Source organism: Pseudonocardia ammonioxydans (genome assembly GCF_900115005.1).
GTDB classification, from domain to species: Bacteria; Actinomycetota; Actinomycetes; order Mycobacteriales; family Pseudonocardiaceae; genus Pseudonocardia; species Pseudonocardia ammonioxydans.
Genome location: NZ_FOUY01000004.1, coordinates 46,437 through 63,307, shown reverse-complemented (window position 1 = coordinate 63,307; position 16,871 = coordinate 46,437). Strand labels below are relative to the sequence as shown.

The 16,871-nt window shown below is 76.2% G+C and carries 16 protein-coding genes; 6 read left to right on the top strand and 10 right to left on the bottom strand.

Features of this window, described 5'->3' with window-relative positions; genetic code table 11:
* The first annotated feature begins 101 nt into the window (after positions 1-101).
* Positions 102-1,796: a PucR family transcriptional regulator gene (locus BM093_RS05760; protein WP_093338679.1), complete on the top strand. Its 1,695-nt coding sequence runs from the start codon at positions 102-104 to the stop codon at positions 1,794-1,796.
* Here the strand turns inward: BM093_RS05760 and BM093_RS05755 are convergent.
* Together BM093_RS05755 and BM093_RS05750 are read right to left on the bottom strand one after the other, a co-directional pair.
* On the bottom strand, positions 1,724-2,650 hold the full coding sequence (locus tag BM093_RS05755; RefSeq protein WP_093338305.1) for an SAM-dependent methyltransferase: 927 nt from the start codon (positions 2,648-2,650) through the stop codon (positions 1,724-1,726). The genes BM093_RS05760 and BM093_RS05755 overlap by 73 nt on opposite strands.
* Before the next feature lie 182 nt (positions 2,651-2,832).
* The gene (locus BM093_RS05750) at positions 2,833-3,993 is read right to left on the bottom strand and encodes a glycosyltransferase (RefSeq protein WP_093338301.1); all 1,161 of its coding nucleotides are present in this window, start codon (positions 3,991-3,993) and stop codon (positions 2,833-2,835) included.
* A gap of 215 nt (positions 3,994-4,208) precedes the next feature.
* Here BM093_RS05750 and BM093_RS05745 point away from each other — a divergent pair, with 215 nt between their 5' ends.
* Positions 4,209-4,628 (top strand): ATP-binding protein, encoded by a 420-nt coding sequence (locus BM093_RS05745; RefSeq protein ID WP_093338298.1) that lies wholly within the window; start codon positions 4,209-4,211, stop codon positions 4,626-4,628.
* Between the two features lie 139 nt (positions 4,629-4,767).
* Entirely contained in the window at positions 4,768-5,046 is a 279-nt protein-coding gene (locus BM093_RS05740) for a hypothetical protein (RefSeq protein ID WP_093338295.1), read from the top strand.
* 82 nt (positions 5,047-5,128) lie between these two features.
* On the opposite strand, the gene BM093_RS05735 is transcribed toward BM093_RS05740, so the two are convergent.
* The 3 genes from BM093_RS05735 to BM093_RS05725 form a co-directional block, all read right to left on the bottom strand.
* Positions 5,129-5,773: a vitamin K epoxide reductase family protein gene (locus tag BM093_RS05735; protein ID WP_093338293.1), complete on the bottom strand. Its 645-nt coding sequence runs from the start codon at positions 5,771-5,773 to the stop codon at positions 5,129-5,131.
* On the bottom strand, positions 5,770-6,423 hold the full coding sequence (locus BM093_RS05730) for a DsbA family protein (protein ID WP_093338289.1): 654 nt from the start codon (positions 6,421-6,423) through the stop codon (positions 5,770-5,772). The genes BM093_RS05735 and BM093_RS05730 overlap by 4 nt, the downstream gene beginning before the upstream one ends.
* 74 nt (positions 6,424-6,497) lie before the next feature.
* On the bottom strand, positions 6,498-6,818 hold the full coding sequence (locus BM093_RS05725; RefSeq protein WP_093338287.1) for a hypothetical protein: 321 nt from the start codon (positions 6,816-6,818) through the stop codon (positions 6,498-6,500).
* Positions 6,819-7,027: 209 nt separating this feature from the next.
* Here BM093_RS05725 and BM093_RS05720 point away from each other — a divergent pair, with 209 nt between their 5' ends.
* Both BM093_RS05720 and BM093_RS05715 read left to right on the top strand, forming a co-directional pair.
* On the top strand, positions 7,028-7,513 hold the full coding sequence (locus BM093_RS05720; protein ID WP_093338284.1) for a cupin domain-containing protein: 486 nt from the start codon (positions 7,028-7,030) through the stop codon (positions 7,511-7,513).
* A 71-nt stretch (positions 7,514-7,584) separates the two neighbouring features.
* Positions 7,585-8,586 (top strand): methyltransferase, encoded by a 1,002-nt coding sequence (locus tag BM093_RS05715; RefSeq protein WP_093338281.1) that lies wholly within the window; start codon positions 7,585-7,587, stop codon positions 8,584-8,586.
* Between the two features lie 193 nt (positions 8,587-8,779).
* On the opposite strand, the gene BM093_RS05710 is transcribed toward BM093_RS05715, so the two are convergent.
* From BM093_RS05710 to BM093_RS05695, 4 genes are all read right to left on the bottom strand, one after another.
* Complete coding sequence (locus BM093_RS05710) at positions 8,780-9,433, bottom strand: response regulator transcription factor (RefSeq protein ID WP_093338676.1); 654 nt, start codon at positions 9,431-9,433, stop codon at positions 8,780-8,782.
* A gap of 17 nt (positions 9,434-9,450) precedes the next feature.
* Positions 9,451-10,707 (bottom strand): sensor histidine kinase, encoded by a 1,257-nt coding sequence (locus BM093_RS05705; RefSeq protein ID WP_093338278.1) that lies wholly within the window; start codon positions 10,705-10,707, stop codon positions 9,451-9,453.
* Positions 10,704-12,038, bottom strand: a complete 1,335-nt coding sequence (locus BM093_RS05700) for a heparan-alpha-glucosaminide N-acetyltransferase domain-containing protein (protein ID WP_093338275.1) — start codon at positions 12,036-12,038, stop codon at positions 10,704-10,706. Before BM093_RS05700 ends, BM093_RS05705 begins: the two co-directional genes overlap by 4 nt.
* Positions 12,039-12,191: 153 nt before the next feature.
* The gene (locus BM093_RS05695; protein WP_093338272.1) at positions 12,192-12,641 is read right to left on the bottom strand and encodes an RDD family protein; all 450 of its coding nucleotides are present in this window, start codon (positions 12,639-12,641) and stop codon (positions 12,192-12,194) included.
* 102 nt (positions 12,642-12,743) lie between these two features.
* On the opposite strand from BM093_RS05695, the gene BM093_RS05690 reads away from it, so the two are divergent.
* On the top strand, positions 12,744-13,226 hold the full coding sequence (locus tag BM093_RS05690) for a DinB family protein (RefSeq protein WP_093338269.1): 483 nt from the start codon (positions 12,744-12,746) through the stop codon (positions 13,224-13,226).
* A gap of 1,824 nt (positions 13,227-15,050) precedes the next feature.
* On the opposite strand, the gene BM093_RS05685 is transcribed toward BM093_RS05690, so the two are convergent.
* Complete coding sequence (locus BM093_RS05685) at positions 15,051-16,730, bottom strand: APC family permease (RefSeq protein ID WP_093338267.1); 1,680 nt, start codon at positions 16,728-16,730, stop codon at positions 15,051-15,053.
* Positions 16,731-16,871: the final 141 nt, after the last annotated feature.

Sequence of the window (16,871 nt, the reverse complement as noted above, 5' to 3'; positions counted from 1 at the left end):
GGCGGGCGACGGGGCGACTCCCGATCGTCGGCCGTGGAAGGCACCCCGGTCGGGATACGATCTGTACGTCCTGGTCCGCGCGACCGAACGGAGTGTCGCCGGTGTACCCGACGATCGCGGAGGTCCTGGCGCGACCCGAGGTCCGCTCCGGCGGGCCGGTCGTGCGTGCCGGGCGGGAGGCGCTCGACCGCGAGGTCCGCTGGGTCCACGTCAGCGAGCTGGCCGAGCCGGCGGGGACGCTGCCGGGCGAGGTGTTGATCCTCTCGGTCGGCCTGCCCGTCGCCGACCCGACCACCGATCCCGCGCGGTACGTCGAGGCGCTGCGTGCCGCGGGTGCGGTCGGGCTGGTCGTCGAGATCGGGCAGCACCTCACCGCGCTGCCCGGCCCGCTCGTGCAGGCCGCCCGGGCCGCCGGGTTCCCGCTGGTCGAGCTGCGCCGCACGGTGCGCTTCGCCGACATCGTCGCCGGGGTACTGGCCCGGATCCTCACGGCCCGGCACGAGCGGGCGTCGTTCGCCGAGCACGCCGGGACGGTGTTCCGCACGCTCACCCTGCACCGGGTGGCGCCGTCCCGGGTCGTCGGCGAGGCCGCGGCGCTGCTCGACGGCGCGGTGGTGTGCGAGGACCTCGCCCACCGGGTGCTGCTCACCGGCGGCACCCCCGACCTGCGCGACTGGCGGGCCCGGTCCCGGCTGGCCGGACCCGCCGGCCCGGAGGGGTGGGAGTCGGCGCCGCTGGGGCGGCCCGGGGCCCGGTGGGGACGGCTGGTCGTGCCGGTCCGGCCCGCGCCGGGGGCCGGCGACCGGGTCACGACGCTGCTCGGCCACGCCGCCGACGCGCTCACCCTGCTCGAACCCGACCCCGCCGCGCTGCTGCGCGCCGCCCACGACGGGCTGGTGGCCGACCTCGTCGGGGCGACGCCGGTCGACACCGAGGGGCTCGCGGTGCGGGCGCGGGCCTGCGGGGTGCCGACCGGCGGGGACCTCGAGGTCGTCGTGCTCGCCGGGGCGCCGCTGCCCCGGCTGCGGGCGCTGGCCGACGCGGCCGTGCCGGACGTGGCCCCCGACGCGCTGACGGCGACCGGCGCGGCCCCTCCCGACGGCGGCGCACCGGCCGGGTCCGCGCCCGGCTCCGCCCCCGGTGACCGCGCCCCGGGCGCGGCGGCCCCGGCCGGCGGAGCGGGTGCCGCGACGGCTCCCGCGGCCGGTCGCAGCGGCGACGGGCGGGTGGTCGTCCTCGTCCCGGCGTCCCCGGCCCCGCGCGCGGAGCAGCTGGTGGCCCGGCTGCCCGCGGAGGTCCCGGTGGTCGCCGCCGTCGCCGGGCCCGGCCCGTTCGCCGAGCTGCCCGCCCTGCTGCGCGAGGCGCACCTGGTGGCCGACGCCCGGCCGGACTCCGCGGTCACCCCCGCGGTGCCGCACCGCCGGGCCGGGCTCGGGGTGCGTGGGCTCGTCCACCGGCTCCGCGACGACCCGCGCCTGCTCGGGTTCGTCGAGGAGACCCTCGGGCCGGTGCTCGCGCTCGGCACGCAGGAGCGTGCGCGGGCACTGGACGGCCTGCGCGCGCTGGTCGACGCCGGTGGGGTCGTCACCGACGTCGCCCGCCGGCTCGGCACCGGCCGCCCGGCCGCCTACGCACGGATCCGGCGGCTCTCGACGCTGCTGGGCGCCGACCTCACCGACCCCGAGATCCGCACGGCGGTGCACCTCGCCCTGCTGGCGCTGCCTCAGCCGAGATCGGCCGAGAGCAGCTCCACCTCCCCCATCGCGGCGATCCGGCCGTCGAGCGGGCGGCCGTAGTCCGTCGCCACGTCCGCGGCGCGACGGGCCGTGACCGTCCATCCGTACCGGCGCAGCCGGGCGTGCGGGGCCTCGGTCCGCGGCTCGTCGAAGAACAACCCCCGGACGTCGGTCCCGAACAGCCGCTCGGACAGCGACCGCAGGTACGGGTCGGCGGCGATCCGGTCGCCGATCCCGCCGATGTGCTCGACGGCGATCCGGCTGCCCGGCGCGGACAGCGCGTGCACCCGCTCGAACAGCAGGCGCTCGGCGTCGGCGGGCAGGTAGGGCAGCAGCCCCTCGGCGAGCCACGCCGTCGGGAGCCGCGGATCGAAACCGGCCGCGGTCAGCGCGGCCGGCCAGTCGTGGCGCAGGTCCACCGGGACGGTCACCCGCCGCGCGGTGGGGGTCCCGCCCACCGAGTCGATCACCTCGTCCTTGAAGCCGAGCACACGCGGCTGGTCGACCTCGAACACGGTCGTCCCGGACGGCCAGCCCAGCCGCAGTGCCCGTGCGTCCAGCCCGGCCGCGAGCAGCACGACCTGGCGGGTACCCGCGCCGAGCAGCGCCTCGTCGAAGAACCGCGACCGCACACCCTGGTAGCCGGCCTGCGCCACCCACTCGTCGCCGTCGTCCCCGCCGGCGCCGGGCCCCTCGTCCGTGCCGTCGGTGCCGCCCGTGCAGTCGGTGCCGTCCGGGGTGCGGCCGTCGGGCACCGGGAGGACGGGGCCGGCGGCGTCGACGAAGGCCTGGGCGAGGGGGTCGTCGACGAGGCGGTCGTCCCGGCGGCTCTCGGTGGCCCGCCCGGCGGCGACCACGAGCGCGGTGGCGCCCACGCTGCTGGTGATGTCCCACTGGTCGTCGGCAGTACGCATGCGGATCACGGTACGACCCGTGATTAGCAATGCTCAGCAATACGACGCATGATCACCCGCGAGGTGGAGGACGTACCGGACAGCCGGGCCGAGGGCCGACACCCGGGTGTGCTCCGCGCCACCCCGGCGAGGCCTGCGGGCCGCTCGCCGCGGTGCTCGCAGCGCGACCGGCCGCGCGGGGATCAGCCGGCCGCGACCGGCTCGCGGTTCCCGCGCCTCTCCCCCGCGGTCGCCGGGACCGGCAGGTCGGCGACCACCTCGGCGTAGACCTCACCCAGCGCCTCCGCGATCCGCGCCCGGTCGAACCGGGAGACCGCCCGGTCCCGCCCGGCGATCCCGTAGCCGGTCCGCATGGCGTCGTCGGCGAGCAGCCCGCGCAGAGCCACCCTCACCTCGTCCGGACGTCCGGGGCGCACGTGGACGCCGGTGACCCGGTCCACGACCGCGTCCTGCAGGCCGCCCACGGCCGACGCGACGACCGGTCGCGAGCACGCCATCGTCTGCAGGACGGGCGCCACCGGGACGTCGTACCCGGCGGCGGCGACCACGACGTCGGCCGAGCGCAGCAACCGGGGCATGGCCGTCGCGGCGACCGGGCCGAGGAAGCGGACCCGGTCGGCGACGCCGGCCTCCCGCGCGACCCGGAACAGCCGGGCCCGGTCCGGGTCCTCGCCCTCGGTACCGCCGGCCACGAGCAGTTCCGCGCCCCGCACCCCGGCCAGGGCGCGGATCGCGGTCCCGGCGCCGGCGCCCGGGGCCAGCGACCCGAGGACGACCAGGCGCGGGCGGTCGCCCCGGCGCAGCGCCGGGCCGTGCGGGGTGAAGGCGTCGGTGTCGACGCAGGCCGGCACGGTGCGCAGCCGGGTCCGTGGCACGCCGTGGCGCAGCAGCGCGGTGTGCTGGTCCTCGCTCGAGGCCAGGACCCGGGCGACGTCGGGCGCCGCGCCGGCGGTGGACCCGGAGCCCGGGCCGGGCGCGCCGGCCGGGAGGGACAGGACCGGGAGGGACAGGACGAGGGGCAGCCCGGTGGCCGCCGCGGCCCGGGCCGCGGCGGGGCCGACCGCGTGCACCACGTCGGGCGGCGCGTCGGACCAGGCGGCGGCAAGGTCGTCCCGGAGATCGCAGTAGTCGCCAGGATCGCAGTCGGCACCCAGATCGCAGTCGGCACCGAGGTCGCCGATCCGCAGCGTGCCCGCACCCCCGGCGGGGGCGACCAGCTCGGGGTCGGCGGGCCGGTCGGTGTGGATCCCGACGTGGTGCCCCGCGGCGGCGAGCGCGCTCGCGACGAGCCCGGAACCGCAGGTGGTCCCGGCCTCGGGGGTACGGACGATGGCGATGCGCAACGGTGGCCTCCTCGTCGTGCACGCTGGACGGCGGCACGCGCAGGTGGCTCTACACGTCGGAGACGCGCGAGGGACTCACGCGTCGTGTGCCTGACGGTACCGGTTCCGGCGGCGGCCGCCACTCGGACGCCGACGCAGGTGTGCGCGCAGCCCGCACGGGGTACCCCGGCGAGGCCCGAGAACGGGGTCGCCATGGACGCGGAGGGAGACCGTGGATGCCTGGTCGTTCGTGGGCACTGCACCTGCCGGCCCTGCCGTGGTCGTGCCGGCGCGCCCGCAGGGAGCTGCAGCGTTTCCTGTCCGCGCAGCTGCCCGAGCCGGTCGTCCAGGACGCCGTCCTGGTACTGCACGAGCTCGTCGCCAACGGCGTCGACCACGCACGGACGCCGATGCGGCTCACCGCCCGCGTGTGCGACGGGTCGGTGCGGATCGGCGTGCGCGACGGCTCCCGGGTGGTCGGGCGCCCGCAGCCGCCCGACGCCACCGCGGCGCGGGGCCGCGGCCTGCAGATCGTCGCGAACGTCGCGCGCCGGTGGGGAGTGCGGCCCCATCCCGCCGGCAAGACGACGTGGGCCGAGGTCGGGCCGCCGACGGACGCACCCGCCGCCGACCTGCGTGTGGTCGGATCCGTCTGAGCTGCCGGCTGTCCGTACCGGACCACCCGGTGGCCCCGGGGCGCGCATGCCCGCCGCGCCGGACGGGTAGGCCCGGCGGAGGCGGACGACCTGACGGTCGAGCCGACCCGCCCGACCCGACCCGACGGAAGGAGCGAGCATGCGCCCGGACAGCCCGGCCACCGAGACCGACCCGGCCGACGTCCTCGACCAGCTGCGCGACGCCCGTCCGGACGCCGACCGGCCGGTCACGCCGGGGGCCGACCGGCCGGCGACATCGGAGGCCGACCGGCCGGGGAGGCCGATGACCGACGCCGCAGCGACGTTGGACGCCGACCCGGCGGCGACACCGGTGGTCGACCCGGCGGCGACGCTGGAGGCGGACCCGGCGGATGTCGCCGACCAGGACCGCGAGGCCCCGCCGGACGAGGACTACTGACCGGCCACGCCGGTGCCGGTCGGCAGGTCACCCGGATCGGGCCCGCGTGTGGTCCCGTGGCGGGTCCCGGCCCGGGGCCCGATCAGATCAGGCTGGACCAGTAGGACCAGAACCGCTGCAGCGACAGCCCGATGATCACGACGTACCAGAGCACGACCGGCACCGCGTGGTACTGGCGCAGCGCGTTGTACATCCCCCGGGCGACGCCCGTGCGGTCCAGGGTCGCGAGCGCGGTGTACCAGAAGATCGGCATCGTCACGGCCCAGACGACCATGCAGTACGGGCACAGGGCCCCGATCCGGTACAGGCTCTGGAAGATCAGGTAGTGGACGAACACGATGCCCGCGGCCGACCCGATGGTCAGGCCGGTCCACCACCACGCCGGGAACCGGACCCGGGCGAGCAGCGCGGCCCCGGTCGTGACGACGACGGCGTACGCACCGATCCCGAGCAGCGGGTTGGGGAACCCGAAGAAGGCGGCCTGCTCGGTCGTCATCACCGACCCGCAGGACAGCACCGGGTTGAGGCTGCACGAGGGCGTGTAGTTCGGGTCCAGCAGCAGCTCGATCCGCTCGACGGTCAGCGTGAACGCGGCCAGCAGGCCGAGCGCGCCGCCGAGGGTGAGCAGCCAGGGCAGGAACCGGGGCACCGGGCCGGGGACGCCGGCGGTGGGGGCGGGTTCGTCGGGCACGCGGGCGAACTCCTCGGTCGGGGCGGCGGCCGTCATCGGCCCACCGCCGCGTCCAGGGCGTCGGTGATGTCCTGCACCGAGCTGACCTGCACCTGCTCGCCGTTCACGAAGATCGTCGGGGTGCCCTGCACCCCGGCGGCCGCACCGGCCTCCTTGTCGGCGTTCACCGCGTCCAGTGTGGCCGGGTCGGCGACGGCCGCGTCGTAGCCGGCCATGTCGAGGCCGATCTCCTCGGCGTAGCCCCGGAAGATGCCGGTCGGGTCGGGCTGCTCGGCCCAGGCCTGCTGATTCTGGAACAACTGCTCGTACATGGGGACGAACTGCCCCTGCTGGTGCGCGGCCTCGGCCGCGACGGCGGCCGCCTCGGCGTTCGGGTGCATCGGCAGCGGGAAGTCGCGGATGACGAACTCCACCTGGTCGCCGTACTGCTGCGCGAGCTGCCCCATGATCGGCTGTAGCTGCGCGCAGCCGGGGCACTGGAAGTCGAGGAACTCGACCAGGGTCGCCGAGGCGTTCGGGGCCTCGTTGAGGCGGGGCGCGTCGGCGGGGGCGAGGGCGTCGGCCCGGGCGCCGCCCGCGGCGCCGTCGCTCGGCGGCGCGTCCGGGCGGGTGGCGAACAACAGGCCTGCCACGAGCAGCGCGAACGCGCCCACCACGAGCAGGGAGATCTTGACGTTGCGGGTCATCGGGAGGGTCCTCCACGGAGGTCGGCACGGGGCCGGTCACGGGTACGGGACGGGGTCGGCGACTTCCCTCCCGGTCAGTTCCGGTCCACGCAGAGCTGCTCGACCGGCGACGGCGCGAGCAGCGTCCGTTCCGGTGGGGGCCTCGGGGCCGTGTCGGCGTGCCCGGCGGGGACCACGGCGACCGGCGTCATCGGTACGGCGGCCGGGGCCGGGGCCTCGGTGCCCTCCCGGCGTGGGACCTGCTCCGAGTCGCCGGCGTGCAGCGTGCTCGGCGGCTCGTACGGGCACTCGGCCGAGCCGAGTGAGGTCACGTGGTGCCCGGGGGCGGCCGCGGCGGGCCCGGCACAGACGACCAGGGCCAGCAGCAGGAGCAGCAGCGAGGAGAGGACGCGCACGGACCTCACCTCGTTTCTCCCCGGGTTCCTTCCCCGGGTGACGAGACCACTCGCCGTTCCCGGGCGGACGTGCTCCGACCGCGCCGCCGACGATACCGAGGCCGCCGCCGTGGCCCCGCGCTCCCCCGGTCGGGTCGGGCCCGCCCCGCCGGGACCGACCGGTCGTCGTGGCATGACGCCCGGTCGTCGGGGCACTACCGTCGGTAGGTGTGAGCTTTCCCGAACCGTCCGCCGTCCTGCGCCCGGCCGCCGGCACCGAGCGGGTCGTCACCTCCCCGACCGGGTCGTGGACCCGGTTCGCCGCACCCGGGGACGACGTCGGTGGCGGCTTCGGGCTGTTCGAGTCGTGGATCCCGGAGGACTCCCCCGGCGCGCTGCCGCACTACCACTCCGGGTTCACCGAGAGCTTCTACGTGATCGACGGCCGTCTGCGGATCATGACCGGGACGGAGTGGACCGAGGCCGGGCCCGGTGACCTCGTGCACGTGCCGCCGCACGGGGTGCACGCCTTCCGCACCGGCCCCGGTTCCGACGCCCGGTTCCTCATCCTGTTCGTCCCGGGCGCCCCGCGGGAGCGCTACTTCCGCGGTCTCGCCGAGTTCGCGGCCCGGGCGCACCCGCCGACCCCGGACGAGGTCGACGCGTTCGCCCTGACCTGCGACCAGGTCAACCTGCGCGAGCACCCGGGGTTCTGACCGGATCCGAGCGCCGGCCGGTGTGAGCGGGGACACTGCTCCCGACCGTCCCCGCGTCGTGAGGAGCCCTGATGGACACCGCCACCGGCCGCCTGATCGGGATGGTCCAGGCCCACTGGATCACCGACGCGCTGTGCGCGACCGCCGAGCTGGGCGTCATGGACGTGCTCGCCCACGGGCCCGCCCACACCGACGTGCTCGCCGAGCAGACCGGCGCGCACCGGCCGACACTGGAGCGGCTGCTGCGCGCGCTGGCCACGCTCGGACTCTGCACCCGCGAACCCGGCGGCTGGGTGAGCACCGAGCTGGGCGACGCGCTGCGCCGGGACGCGCCCGGCGGCGCGCACGCCCGCGCCCTGCTCACCTCCCGGCTGTGGCGGCCGCTGTGGGACGACCTGACCGAGTCGGTCCGCACCGGCGAGCAGGCCTGCCGCCGGGTCAACGGACGCCCGATCTTCGACCACCTCGCCCGCCGGCCGGAGCTGGGCGCGCTCTACGACGTCACCCAACGCGGCCTGGTCCACGAGGCCGGCGCCGCGTTCGTCGCGGCCTACGACGTCCCGGACGGCAGCACGGTCGTCGACGTCGGCGGTGGGACGGGGGCGCTGCTGCGGCACGTGCTCGACGCCCGCCCGGCGTGCCGCGGGATCCTGCTCGACCTGCCGCACGTCGCGCAACGGGCGCACGACGAGCTCGTCGCGGCCGGGGTCGGGCACCGCTGCGACGTGATGCTGGGCGACTTCTTCGAGGCCGTCCCCGGCGGCGCGGACGTCTACCTGCTCTCGTTCGTCCTGCACGACTGGACCGACGACGAGTGCCGCGCGCTGCTGCAGACGGTCCGCGTCGCGACGCCCCCGGAGGCCCGTGTACTCGTGCTGGAGCAGGTGCTGCCCGACGGCACCCCCGGCGAACCCGGCCCGGCGCTCTACGACCTGCACATGCTGGTTGGCACCGGCGGGCGGGAACGCACCGCCGCCGAGTACACGGCGCTGCTCGCCGAGACCGGCTTCCGGGTCGAGGCGATCGTGCCCACCTCCGGCCCGCGCAGCGTGATCGACGCCCGCCCCCACTGACCCACTCACCCGCCGCACCCGCCGCACCCGCCGCACCCGCCGCCGAGTGTCACGCAGATGTCCGCCCCGGAACCCCTGCGTGACACTCGCGGTCCTCGGCCCGGGGCCGCGCCGCGCTGCCGACACCGGGTGTCACGCAGATGCTCGTCCCGGCGCACCTGCGTGACACTCGCCGTCCCGAGGCGGCGCCGGGTCAGCTCACCAGGCCGGCGCGGAAGGCCAGTGCAACCAGCTGGACGCGGTCGCGGCAGCGCGTCTTGGCCAGCAGGTGCCCGATGTGGGTCTTCACCGTGGCCTCGGAGACGAACAGCTCGCCCATGATCTCGGAGTTGGAGCGCCCGTCACCGACGAGCATCAGCACCTCGCGCTCTCGCGGGGTCAGCTCGGCGAGCACGGCCTGCGCCTCCGGGGCCGCGGCGACCGGCTCCGGCGCGGACAGCAGCGGTGCCGTGGCGCGCAGCAGCCGCCGGGTCGACACCGGATCGACCACCGATTCACCACTGTGGACCGTCCGCACGGCGTCGATCAGGCCCTCCGGCTTCACGTCCTTGAGCAGGAACCCACTGGCCCCGGCCCCGATCGCCGCGGTGACGGACTCGTCGAGGTCGAAGGTCGTCAGCACGAGCACCTTCACGCCGGGGTGCGCGGCGACGGCCCGCCGGGTGGCCTCGATGCCGTCCAGGCGCGGCATCCGGACGTCCATCAGCACGACGTCGATCGCGGTGCGCTCGAGCTCGGCGAGCGCCTGCTCGCCGTCCCCGGCCTGCGCGACGACCGTGAGGTCGTCACACGAGTCGAGCACCATCGCGAAGCCGGCACGGACGAGTTCCTGGTCGTCGACCAGCATCAGGCGGACGGGGTCGGTCACGGCTCTCCTCGGTGTGTCGCCAGTGGCAGCCGCAGCCGGACGGACCACCCGCCGTCCGGGTGCGGCCCGGTCTCGACCGAGCCGCCGTGCAGGGCGGCCCGCTCACGCATGCCGGTCAGGCCGTGCCCGCCGCGGGGCGGTCGCGGCACCGGGCCGCGGGCGCCCTCGTCACGGACCCGGACGATCAGCTCGTCGTCGGTCCATTCGAGACGGACGTGGGCCGGCGTGCCCGGCCCGGCATGCTTGATCACGTTGGTCAGCGCCTCCTGCACCACCCGGTAGGCGGTCAGGCCGGGCCCGGTGCCGGCCGGGCGGGGCGTACCGGTGACCACGAGGTCGACCGGCAGGCCGCCGGCCCGGACCTGCTCGACCAGTGCGGGGACGTCGTCGGTACCCGGCTGCGGGCGGCCCGCCGTGTCCGATGTGGCGTCCTTGTCAGCCACACCGTCCACACCGGAGTCGCGCAGCATCTCCAGCAGCCCGCGGACGTCGGCCAGTGCCTCACGTCCGGTGTCGGCGATCCCGGCGAGCACGTCGACCGCCTTGGCCGGGTCGCGCCGGGCGGCGAACTGCCCGCCGTCGGCCTGCGCGATGATCCCGGACAGCGAGTGCGCGACGACGTCGTGCACCTCGCGGGAGATCCGGGAGCGCTCGGCGAGCAGCTCGATCCGCACCTCCTGGCGTCGGCTCTCCTCCAGCAGCCGGGCCCGTTCGCGCAGGCCCTCGGTGTGCCGGAACGACGCGCGGCGCAGGGACCCGGCCAGCCACACGCCCGCGGCGACGCCCAGCGGGAAACCGAGCAGCCACAGGCTCACCCCCAGCGGTGGGTCTCCCGCGGGCCGGGTCAGCAGCCGCAGCAGTGACGGCATGGTCGCGCCGGCGACGAGCAGCAGGAACGCCACCGCGCCCGCCCAACGGGGGCCGTACGCGATCGCCGAGTACCCCATGACGAGTGCGGGCAGCAGCAGCGCCGCCACCAGTCCCGGGACCGCCAGTTGCGCCACCCCGGCGACGACGGCGGTGCCGACGGCGGCGGGGATCGGGTGCGTCCGGCGGAACACCACGGGCGCCGCCGCCAGCACCGCGACGACCAGCGCCGCCCCCTGCTCCGCCCGGGCGACCTTCCCCTCGAGCGTCCAGCTGATCGCGATCCACAGCAGGAGCGCGGCGAGCACGGCGTCGACGACGACCGGGTTGCGCCGGCACAGCGTGACGAACCGCTCGACCAGCGTCGGCTTCTCGGCGGCGCTCACCGCGCGCCCGCCGCGCGGGTCGAGACGGCGTGCACCGCGCCCTCGAGCGGGCCCCGGCCGACGAGCCCCCGCCAGCCGGTCGCCACGAGGATCGCGACGATGCAGAACACCGCCGTGATCGTCCACGGCTCCGTCGGCAGTGCGTCACCGATGAGCGCCAGCGCCACGATGTGTCCGGCGTAGAGGGTCAGGGCGAGCGCGCCGGTGGCCGCGAGCGGCCCGAGCAGCAGCGGGACGGCGCGGGCGACGAGCAGGCACAGGGCGAGCACGGCGACCGCGACGCCGGAGGCACCGACGACGTCGAACGGGCTCCCGCTGTGCGGGGTGGCGGCGAGCAGCCAGGCCGGCGTCGTGGTGGCGACGGTGCCGTACGAGGCGGTGCCGAGCAGGTCCAGTGCGGCCTCGGGCGGGAGGCCGAGCGCGTCGGACACCGGGGCGACGCTGCCGAGCAGCGCCTGGCGGCCACCGAGCACATCCACGGCGAGCCATGATCCCCCGTACCCGATCGTGGCCCCCACCAGACCCCCGGCCAGCAGCCGACCGGCGGCCGCACGCAGGTCGAGGCGGCCGATCGCCATGCCCAGCAACAGGAACGGCATCCAGGTCAGCACCGGGTAGGCGCCGGAGAGCAGCACCGTGTCGAGCGCGCGGACGAGCCCGGGGACCGAGAGCAGGTCGGACGGCTGCACGACGTTGCCGATGATCGTGTTCCCCGCGTCGTCGGTCGGCCCGGGGAGCACCGAGCGCAGCGCGAACGACAGCAGCGGACCGGCCACGGCCCACACCGCCGCGGTCACCGCGAGGGTCCGCGGGCCGGCGAACAGCAGCGGCAGGACCAGGAGGAACTCGACGCCGTAGACGGTGAGGATCACCATCGGCCCGGTGCTCACCGCGGCCAGGCCGAGCCCGAGCCCGATGAGGAGAAGGGCGCGGACGGCGACCCGGCGACGCAGCCGTGCGCGCCCGCTCGCGTCGCCCGAGCGCAGGACCGGTGCCGCCGACAGGGCCAGCGACACCCCACCGAGCACTCCGAACAGGACGGCGGCGCGCCCGTTCACCAGCTGCCACAACCCGGCGCCCGCGTCGGCGGCGGCGACGTGCGCGACGATCATGCCGAGCACCGCGAGACCGCGGGCGGCGTCGACCCCGACCAGCCGGCCCCGGCCGGCGCCGGACCCGCCGGTGCGGTGCCGGCCGGTCGCCCACGTCGTGCGGGACGCCACCGCACGCGAGCCGGGCGGCGCCTCACGGGTCCTGGTCACGGCCGGGAACAGCCCGGGCGTCGTGAGGGGAGCACGGCCGGCGGTACCGGCCGGGTCGGTCGTCGTCATGGTGTCGACGATCTCCGCCGGGCGCCTCGTCGCGCGTCGGAGCGGGGGCGGATCCCCGGCGTCCGACCACGGTCGGACGCCGGTCGGTCAGGGGGTGGCTCAGGACAGCAGTCGTTCGGGCAGCGGGCAGGTCGGGTCAGCGGGCAGGTCGGGTCAGCGGTCGAGTTCGACGACCGTGCCGGCGGCCAGGTCCCCGAGCCGCTGCACCCGCCGTCCGGTCGACAGCATCGTCACGATGCCGATCAGACCGAGGAACACCAGGTCGACCGGGAGCAGGAGCCCCCGCACGACGTGCCGCCAGAAGCCGGCGGGCTCGCGGTCGTCGGCACGGCGCACGCGCAGGCCGAGCAGCCGCATCCCGATCGTCCGGCCGGTGAGGGCGGGCAGGAGCACCAGCAGCACGAGGAACACCGCGCTGTGCCCGCCGCCCTGCCCGGTCGCGCCGGCCATCCACATCGGATCCGGCAGCAACCACCCCACGAGCTGGACGACGACGGCCACCCCGACCACGTCGAGCACGCCCTGGCCCAGCCGGTGGACGATCGGTGCGAGTTCCGCCCCGCCGTGCATCGAGCTGTCGGCGGCGGTCTCCGGGGCAGTCACGTGCGCTCTCCACGGGGTAGCGGGTCGGCGGTCCACTGTGGCACCCCGGCGGCGTCCGCGTCGTCACTCACCCGCGTGGTCGACGGACGTACGCTCGGCCACATGAGCGGACTGTTCGACGTCCAGGACGCTGACGAGCGCACGCAGCTGACCGCGTTCGTCGAGGAGTACCGCACCCGGCTCGACCGCAGCCTCGACGGCCTGACCGAGGAGCAGGCGCGGCGACGGCTGGTCCCGTCGGCGACGACGCTGCTCGGCCTGGTCAAGCACGCGATCCTGGTCGAGTCCGCGTGGTTCGGCGAAGCGGTGACCGGCGCGAGCCGGGCCGAGCTCGGGTCCCCGGAGACGGTCGACGAGTCCTTCGCCCTCACCGCCGACGACACCGTTGCCGTGGTCCGCGCGCGGTACCGCGAGGTGTGCGACCGGTCGCGGGCCACCATGGCCGGTCTGGACCTGGACCGGATCGTGACCGGACGCGGGCGTCCGATCACCGTGCGCTGGCTGCACCTGCAGGTGGCGCGGGAGCTCGCGCACCACTGCGGCCACGCCGACATCCTGCGCGAACAGATCCTCGCCGCCGGCTGACCGCGGACCACGGGGAACATCCGGGCACCGCTGCTCGATCGCGCACCCTCCTGCACCCCTCGTGGCCGGCCGCTGCTCCTCGGGACCCGCCCGCGACACCGACCGCCGTTCCCGTTCAGTCCGGTGTCGGGCCGACACCGCCGGGAGCCGCGCCTGTTCCACCCGGTGCGGGGCCGGCACCGCCTGGGTCGGACGCACCCCCACCGGGAGCCGGTGCACCCCCGCCGGGGCCAGTGCCGTCGACGCCGGGAGCCGCGCCATCCCCACCAGGAGCGGGGCCGCTCCCACCGGGGGCGGGGCCGCCCCCACCGGGCGCGGGGCCGCCCCCACCGGGCGCGGGGCTGCTTCCACCCGGGGCAGAGCCGTTCCCGCCGGGCGCGGCGCCGTCCCCGCCGGGGGTAGAGCCGTCCCCACCGGGAGCAGGACCACCCCCACCCGGCGCGGGGCCGCTCCCACCCGGGGCAGGGCCATCCCCAGCGGGCGCGGTGCCATCCCCACCGGGAGCAGGACCGCCCCCACCGGGAGCGGTGCCGCTCCCACCCGGGGCAGGGCCGCCCCCGCCGGGCGCGGTGCCGTTCCCGCCCGGAGTCGTGCCGTCCCCGCCGGAGCCGGGGGCACCGGCGTCCGGCGCAGGCTCGGCGCTCCCGGGGCCGGGCGCCCCACCTCCCGGCACCGGGGCCGTCCCGGCGGTGCCGGGCCCGGCACCGGCCGGTCCCGGACCGTCACCAGAGCCGGCTCCTGCGCTCCCGGGAACCGCCGCGCCGGCGCGGCCCGGGTCCACGCCGGGCGCCGGCGCGGGTCTCGTGTCCGGTGTGGACGAGTTCGGACCGGACACCGCCCTGGAGGAGCTCTCCCCCGCCTCGGCGCCGGCGTTCTCCTCGGAGGGATCGGATCGGCCGGGATGTGATCCGCGGGCGTCGTCCGCCCCACCGGAGGCCGGCGCACCACCTGGCCCCGGCAGGCCGGCGCCCGGGACGGATCCCGCACCGGGCCCGGGGCCGCGTGGGTCCGTGACCGCTGCCGGGTCCCCGAGTTCGGGCCAGCCACCGTCGTGCCGGGACGCCGCGACCGTCGCGGCACCGGCCGCTGCGGCACCCGCGACGGCCAACACGGCCCCCACGACGCCGAGCACCGCCATCCGCGACGTCGACCGCACCGCCGACCCGCGGACCGGCTCGGCGTGCAGTGTGGACGTCGGCCCGGCGTCCCCGCCGCCCCACGCAAGGGTGTCCGGGGTGGACTCTGTCGCTGACTCTGTCGCTGTCGACTGTGTATCGACAGTGGATGCCGCACCGATGGCGGTGGCCTGCGGCCCGGTGTGCAGTGGTGGCGCGGGATACAGCGGCGGGCGCGGCGGCGGCCCGCCGGCCGAGGCGCGCCGGTGACCACCCGATCCCTGGGGGGCCGCGGTCGGGCCGATCACGGCCGTCGCAGCGGTCGAGATGATCGTTCCGGTGGTACCCGTCGCGCTGTCCGCGGAGGAAGCCACCACGGACGGTCCGGTTCCGCTGTCCTCGACCGGCGGTGGCGCGGCACCGGTGGTCTCCGCGGCACCGGCCCCCTCGTTCCGCGTACCGGCGGCTGCGTCACCGTCCGGGACGTCGAGCTGCTCCCCTGCGGTCCCGGACCCACCGGCACCGTCCCCCTCGCGGAACCCGCCCGTCACGACACTGCGCCCCCTCCACACTCGGCGAGCCCGCGATCGTTCACCGCTCGACGGGCACGGAGCCAGGGCCGGCCGCGGATTCCACCCGCGTGGACCCGGGTTCCGCACTGTCGAGTGACCCCGGAACGGGTGATGCCCGTGGACTCAGGGGTGCCGTCCTAGTCGCGCAGGTCGGGCCGCCGGAACTCGGTGGTCTCCTCGTCCTCGCCACGGCCGGGCATCGTGAACACCGTCGTCGCCCGCTCGTCGAGCGGATCCGACACCGGCGCCGCGGCACCGTCGAGCGGGTCCGCGGTTCCGGCACCGGCCCAGTCGGACGGCCCCGTCTCACCGGCCCGGCGCCGGTAGACCGCGGGGGCACCGGCGTCGGGCGCGACACCGTCCGGCGCGGGCTCACCGCCGCCGATCCCGGCGTAGATCTCGGGCCGGTCGCGCCGCAGCCGCAGCGCCCAGCCGGCGCCGCCGACGGCCGCGAGCAGCACGACGGCGGGCAGGATCCAGCGCACCGGCGAGGACGGGTCGGTCCCGAGCAGTGCGTCGAAGTTGCCGACCAGCACCACCAGGATCGCAGCGAGCAGCACCGCCGCCAGCGCCGGCGCGATCAGCCGCGCCCACACCGACGCCGGAGCGGACCGGTTGCGCCGGAAGAAGCCGATCACGGCGACGGACGTGCCGGTCATCAGCAGCACGACACCGATCGCGGACAGCCCGGAGAACCAGCTGAACAGCGCGAGCATGGGGTCGGCCGCGCTCACCGCGAACCCGATCACGACGACGAGCGCCAGTGCGGACTGGGCCAGCGACCCGGCCAGCGGGCCGCCGGAGCGCGCCCCCACGGTGGCCAGCACACCGGGCAGCACCCGCTCGCGGCCGAGCGCGAACAGGTAGCGGGCGACGCTGTTGTGGAAGCTCAGCAACGCGGCGAACACGCTGGTGAGCATCAGCAGCGTGGCGACGTCGGCGACGACTGGACCGAACGTCTCGGCCAGCGGCGCGAAGACCAGGCCCGGCCCCTCCTCCGCGGCCCGCGCCTGCAGCTGCGACGGCCCGGTCGAGGCGACCATCGCCCAGGCCGACAACGCGTAGAACAGGCCGGTGAAGGAGACCGCGATGAACGTCGCGCGGGCGACCGTGCTGCGCGGGTTGCGCGCCTCCTCCGAGTAGATCGCGCCGGACTCGAACCCGGTGAACGACGCGACGGTGAACGCGACCACCGCCCCGATCCCGCTCGCGAACAGGGTGCTCGGCAGCAGGGGGTCGAGCGTCACCGCACCCTCGGCGGGCCGGGTGAACCCGGCGACGTCGAACCCGATGACGACCAGGACCTCGACGACGAGCAGCACCGCGAGCACCCGGGCGTTGAGGTCCACCCGCAGCAGGCCGAGCCAGCCGACGGCGAGCAGCGCCAGCAGTGCCCAGGTCCACCACGGCAGCCGCAGCCCGGCGATCTCGGCGACGAAGTCGGACATCGCCGAGCCGAACAGGCCGTAGAGCGCGATCTGGATGGCGTTGTAGCCGACCAGCGCGACGAACGACCCGGCGACGCCGGCCGGGCGGCCGAGTCCCCTGGCCAGATACGAGTAGAAGGCACCGGCGTTGGCGACGTGACGGCTCATCGCGGCATAGCCGACCGCGAAGAGCACCAGCACCGCGGCGACGCCGAGGAACGCCAGCGGGACACCCTGGTTACCACTCACCGCGTAGGCGGTGGTGACCCCGCCGGCGAGCACGGTGAGCGGGGCGGACGCGGCGACGGTGAAGAACACCAGATGCACCACGCCGAGGCGGCGCCGCCGCAGACCGGGCACCTGCCGGTCGGTGGTCGCGAGTGCCGGCATGCGCGACTCCAGATCTCGAGAAAGTCGTTAGTCGAGGCAAGATGCTAACGTCACGTCACAAGTTCCGAGCATTCGGAGTAATTCTTATCCGTTATGCGCTTAATCAATTACTCAGAGTCAGCACTGGGACTCGATGCCTGG